Consider the following 324-nt stretch of genomic DNA (forward strand, 5'->3'; position numbering starts at 1 on the left):
TCCCAATGCACCGCTACGCAGTCGGCTATCAGCTGTCTGGCGTTTGGCTGTGCCTACTCAAAGGAAAAATGACCATGAATGTACGTACCGCACTGACCCTGTCCGCAGTATTCATGCTGTCCCTGACTGGCTGCGCCACCCAGTCCCAGGTGGATCGACAGACGAACCAGCTCGAAGTCATCAGCGCCTCGCTCAATCAGATTCAGGCCAACCAGCAGCAGTCCATCGAGTTGCAAAAACTTCAGGCTGATCTTCAGCAGCAAAGCAACAACGAACAGACGCTTCAGCGTCAAGCAGGGAGCCGCTGATGGCCAGAGCTAAATC

The 324-nt window shown here is 54.9% G+C and carries 1 protein-coding gene; it reads left to right on the forward strand.

Features of this window, described 5'->3' with window-relative positions; all coding sequences use genetic code 11:
- The first annotated feature begins 74 nt into the window (after positions 1–74).
- Complete coding sequence (locus ALO43_RS00055) at positions 75–308, forward strand: hypothetical protein (RefSeq protein WP_005614702.1); 234 nt, start codon at positions 75–77, stop codon at positions 306–308.
- Positions 309–324: the final 16 nt, after the last annotated feature.

It is taken from the genome of Pseudomonas tremae, from assembly GCF_001401155.1.
GTDB classification, from domain to species: Bacteria; Pseudomonadota; Gammaproteobacteria; order Pseudomonadales; family Pseudomonadaceae; genus Aquipseudomonas; species Aquipseudomonas tremae.

Excerpts from the sequence above, each read along its gene's own strand:
- ALO43_RS00055 (WP_005614702.1), top strand. The coding sequence starts at position 75 with ATGAATGTACGTACCGCACTGACCCTGTCCGCAGTATTCATGCTGTCC.